Origin of the sequence: Sphingopyxis sp., from assembly GCF_035998965.1 — a bacterium.
Classification (GTDB): domain Bacteria; phylum Pseudomonadota; class Alphaproteobacteria; order Sphingomonadales; family Sphingomonadaceae; genus Sphingopyxis.
This window is the reverse complement of record NZ_DASYHE010000063.1, coordinates 1-3,768: the sequence shown is the minus strand read 5'-3', so window position 1 is coordinate 3,768 and position 3,768 is coordinate 1. Positions and strand designations below refer to the sequence as shown.

Annotated in this window: 6 protein-coding genes; 3 read left to right on the top strand and 3 right to left on the bottom strand. The window is 62.8% G+C overall.

Annotated elements, in window-relative coordinates; all coding sequences use genetic code 11:
* Positions 1 to 1,401, bottom strand: a 1,401-nt coding sequence (gene mobQ / locus VGN68_RS11790; RefSeq protein ID WP_327476877.1) for a MobQ family relaxase, incomplete at its 3' end; no start/stop codon positions are given.
* Between the two features lie 173 nt (positions 1,402 to 1,574).
* Between mobQ and VGN68_RS11785 the strand changes: the two genes are divergently transcribed.
* The 3 genes from VGN68_RS11785 to VGN68_RS11775 are packed head-to-tail and all read left to right on the top strand — an operon-like array spanning position 1,575 to position 2,513.
* Complete coding sequence (locus tag VGN68_RS11785; protein WP_327476876.1) at positions 1,575 to 1,898, top strand: conjugal transfer protein TraD; 324 nt, start codon at positions 1,575 to 1,577, stop codon at positions 1,896 to 1,898.
* Between the two features lie 16 nt (positions 1,899 to 1,914).
* On the top strand, positions 1,915 to 2,130 hold the full coding sequence (locus tag VGN68_RS11780; protein WP_327476875.1) for a conjugal transfer protein TraD: 216 nt from the start codon (positions 1,915 to 1,917) through the stop codon (positions 2,128 to 2,130).
* A 44-nt stretch (positions 2,131 to 2,174) separates the two neighbouring features.
* Positions 2,175 to 2,513, top strand: a complete 339-nt coding sequence (locus tag VGN68_RS11775) for an excalibur calcium-binding domain-containing protein (protein WP_327476874.1) — start codon at positions 2,175 to 2,177, stop codon at positions 2,511 to 2,513.
* A 6-nt stretch (positions 2,514 to 2,519) separates the two neighbouring features.
* Here VGN68_RS11775 and VGN68_RS11770 read toward each other — a convergent pair whose 3' ends face one another.
* Both VGN68_RS11770 and VGN68_RS11765 read right to left on the bottom strand, forming a co-directional pair.
* Positions 2,520 to 2,960: a MucR family transcriptional regulator gene (locus VGN68_RS11770; RefSeq protein WP_327476872.1), complete on the bottom strand. Its 441-nt coding sequence runs from the start codon at positions 2,958 to 2,960 to the stop codon at positions 2,520 to 2,522.
* A gap of 103 nt (positions 2,961 to 3,063) precedes the next feature.
* Positions 3,064 to 3,768 (bottom strand): HEPN domain-containing protein (locus tag VGN68_RS11765; RefSeq protein ID WP_327476868.1); only part of this gene is annotated, 705 nt, incomplete at its 5' end.

The window sequence follows — 3,768 nt, the reverse complement described above, 5'->3', positions numbered from 1 at the left end:
CGCGCCCTGGCGTTCGGCTTCCGATACGACGCGCTCGAGCTGGCGCGTGCCGACCATGCCCGCCTCGTCGATGACGAGGATATGCTTGTCGGTGAGCAGTTCGCGGTCGTTCGCCCACTGATGTTCCAAGCTTGCGAGCGTGCGCGACGCGATGCCCGAGCCATGCTCCAGGCCTTCTGCGGCGATACCCGACAGCGCAGCGCCCTGCACCCGATAGCCCGCCGCCTCCCAGGCTTCGCGGGCGACGCCGAGCATCGCGCTCTTGCCCGTTCCAGCATAGCCGATGACGTTGCTGACGCCTCGCGGCGATGTCACATGATCCAGTGCGCCGCGCTGCTCCGGGGAAAACTGCAAACCGCGATCAAGCGCGCGCTCCAGCGCCCGCTCGCGATGGCGCTCGGCAACGGCATGATTACGCCGCGCGTCTAGCGTGGCGGTCGCCCGCTCAAGCCGTTCTTCCGTCTCGATCATCGATCGCGACGTGAACCGATCATCGCCGCGCCCGTCCTTGCCGAGCGCCACCAGGTCGGGAGAGGTTTTGACCGCCGACATCACGGCGTCGAACTGCTCCTTGCCGTCGCTGTGGCGGTGCACGAACATCGCGAGGTCGCGGTTGGTGAATGTCGCCTGGCGATGCGTGATCGCGTCGAGCGCGATGCCGGGATCGGCAAGGATCTTCTCGCCGTTCGATCGGGCGATCTCGATATGCTCGGCGAGCCGGTCGGGCTCCAGTCCCTCGGCCGCCATGCGCGATGCTGCCGGGCCGATCTTGTGCTGCGGCTCGAGATCGATTCCTTGCGCTTCGAGCGTACGATGATCGACCCGCGCATCGATATCGAGCGCGGCGAGTCGCTCGTTGACATGATCGGCCCAGGCTTCGCGCCAGTGGGTCAGCAGTTCGGTGCGGTTCCAGTCGCGGACCTTGGCGCCGAACTCGGCGCTGCCATCCTCGCCGACGCGGATTTCCCGCATCGTCAGCATGACATGGGCGTGCGGCTTGGCGAGTCCATCGGCGCCGATGTCCCAATGGACATTAAGATCGGCGATCATGCCGCGGCCGACGAACTCGGCTTGCACAAAATCACGAGCCAGCTCGATACCCTGTTCCTGGGTCAACTCGCGCGGGATCGCAAACTCGATTTCGCGGGCAAGCTGCGCGTCCTTGCGAAGCTCGGCCGCCTCAACATCGTTCCAGAGTTGCTCGCGATCCTTCCAGCCCTCGTCCGCCCCTTCGGGCAGCATCACCTCACTGTGAACGACGCCGGCCTTGTTCGAAAAATCATGGCTGCGACCGAGCCGCTCGTCGTGCAGCCGATCGGCCGACCGATAGGCGGCGGCGGCGACCGCGCTGCTGCCCAAAGCGCGGGAAATGACTTTTGCCGAGAAATGATAGATCGCCATGAGGGCTATCCATTTACAGCAAAACGAGCACGTCGGCACGACGTATAAGCGCGCCCTCACACGATTTCATCGCGCTCGGGATCACAGCTTCTCACAAGATTTCAGCTACTTGAACGACGTTGAGACTCGGCATAGCTGGTTCGTCCGACCCCAGGAACATGGAAGGACAGACGATGCGCAAACCCCGCGATTTTGACGCCGAACTCCAGGCCCTCACCGACAGGGCGAAGGCGCTCAAGACGAAGAAGCAAAGCCAGCTCGGCGAGCTGGTGATTTCGACAGGCGCGGACATCCTATCGATCGAGCTGCTCGCGGGCGCGCTGCTCGACGCGGTCGGCGCGGACGCGACGCGAAAGGAGACGTGGCGCAAGAGCGGCGCGAGCTTCTTTCGCGGCGACAGCGCCCGCGCTCGCAAGGGAGCTGGCCGCAGCGCGGGCGGCGCATCGCCGGACGGTTCAAGCGCGCAACCGCCTGCAGGCGAAGCGGACGCGGCATGACACGCGAGCGTGGCAGGTGAAGCGCCGCGAGCGCACGCGCCAGCTGATCGAACTCGGCGGGCTCATCGCCAAGGCCGACCTCGTTGAGCTGACCGGTGACGATCGCGCGGTCCTGCTCGGCCTGCTCGTCGAGGCGGCGGCAACCCTACGCAGCGAAGCGCGCGAGCAGCAATTGCTGCTCTGGCGACGGCGCGGGCAGCGCACCTTCGATGCAGCAGCGACCGACCTGTAAGGCTCCCTTACTGGAGATTTACCTTCGTCTGTCATGATCCGGGCATGGCACGGCAATGGCAGCAAAATAAAGGGAGACGCCGGCCGAAGAATTCGGCCGTCAATTTTCTCGTCGGCGCAGGGGTGGTCGGCGCGGTCGTCGGCCTAGGCTCCGCCGCGACCACCCCCGAAGGACGCACGCAATTAATGTCGGCGGCGAGTGACGCGGCGGTAGCGACCGGGATGGCTCGTGCGCGCGAACCGAAAGAGGGTGATTATTGGCGACGCTGCGACGATGCGCGCGCAGCTGGCTCGGCACCGATTTATCGGAGCGAGCCGGGCTATCGCGATGACCTCGATGCAGACAATGACGGGATCGCGTGCGAGCCCTATCGCGGGCAGTAGCGAGCGCTATTTCGCTTTGGCGCGGCCGTGCGTTGCGGGCTTACGGCCCCCGCCGCGCCCCTTGGTGCCGAGACCAATCTGCTTCGCAAGTGCACGGCGCGTTTCGGCATAGTTGGGCGCGACCATCGGATAATCCTTCGGCAGGTTCCATTTCGCGCGGTAATCTTCAGGCGTCATGCCATAATGCGTCATCAAATGGCGGCGCATCATCTTGAGCTTTTTGCCGTCTTCGAGACAGACAATATAATCGGGTTTGATCGACGCGCGGACCGACACGGCAGGCTGCTGCGGCTCGGGTTCGGGCTCAACCTTGGAAGACAGACCGGACAGCGCTTCATGCACTGACCGGATGACAAGCGGGATGTCCGAAATCGCGACGCTGTTGTTGTTGACGTGGGCGGCGACAATATCGGCGGTCAGCGTGACCAGCGTTTCGGCATCTTCCATTTGCGTTTTCCTTCGAGGTCTAACCACTTCGGTTGTCCCTTAGCGCCACATTCCCTTTCGGACAAATGACGTAGTTCTCGCAAATGGAATAAATCATGCCGCGCTATTCTGGCGGCAGTCGCCCAGCCGTGCGGCGAAGCTGTTCGAGCCGCTCCGAACAAATGGCATGCACGACCCGCCCGAGTTCTTCGACGCGCGCCCCAAGCCAGCGCAATTCCTCTTCGGTGATGCGGTAGTGCTTCGAGTAGCGCGCCTTCACATAGGCTTCCTTGAGCTTCTCGAAGTGCCTGCGATCCGATTTCAGTTCGCGCGGCCAAACATCGACGAGCCGCATATCAAGGCGTTCTGCCTGGGTACGCAGAAAGCCCAGATTGTGGACATGCGGCGTATAGAAGGTGCAAACCAGAAGAACGCCGTGATAGAGGCTCTCCGTGCCCTGATGTAGAAGAAACGCCGCTTTCTTCCAGTCTCGTTCTTCCAAATAGAAGCGGTACCCTTTTAGGAAACTCGCTGCGCCGGGTATCCACTCATCAAAATACTCCTGCGCCATGTCGAGCGCCTCATCGGGCGTCTTTGGCTTGGGCTTGTGCAGTTCCTTGTCATCGAATTCGTAGAGCGCGACGCCGTCCCTCGCGATATCCATGAAGAAATAACGGCCATGCGCGAGCCCGTCGTTCACTTCCTGCATGGTGTGGATAATGAGGTTGACGGGCGTGTGCAGCGTCTTGTCGATCGCCAGCTCGCGGTCCAAACGATCCTCGATCTTGGGCCAAAACTCGACCTTGTCGGTGAGGCGCTTGTCGCTGAC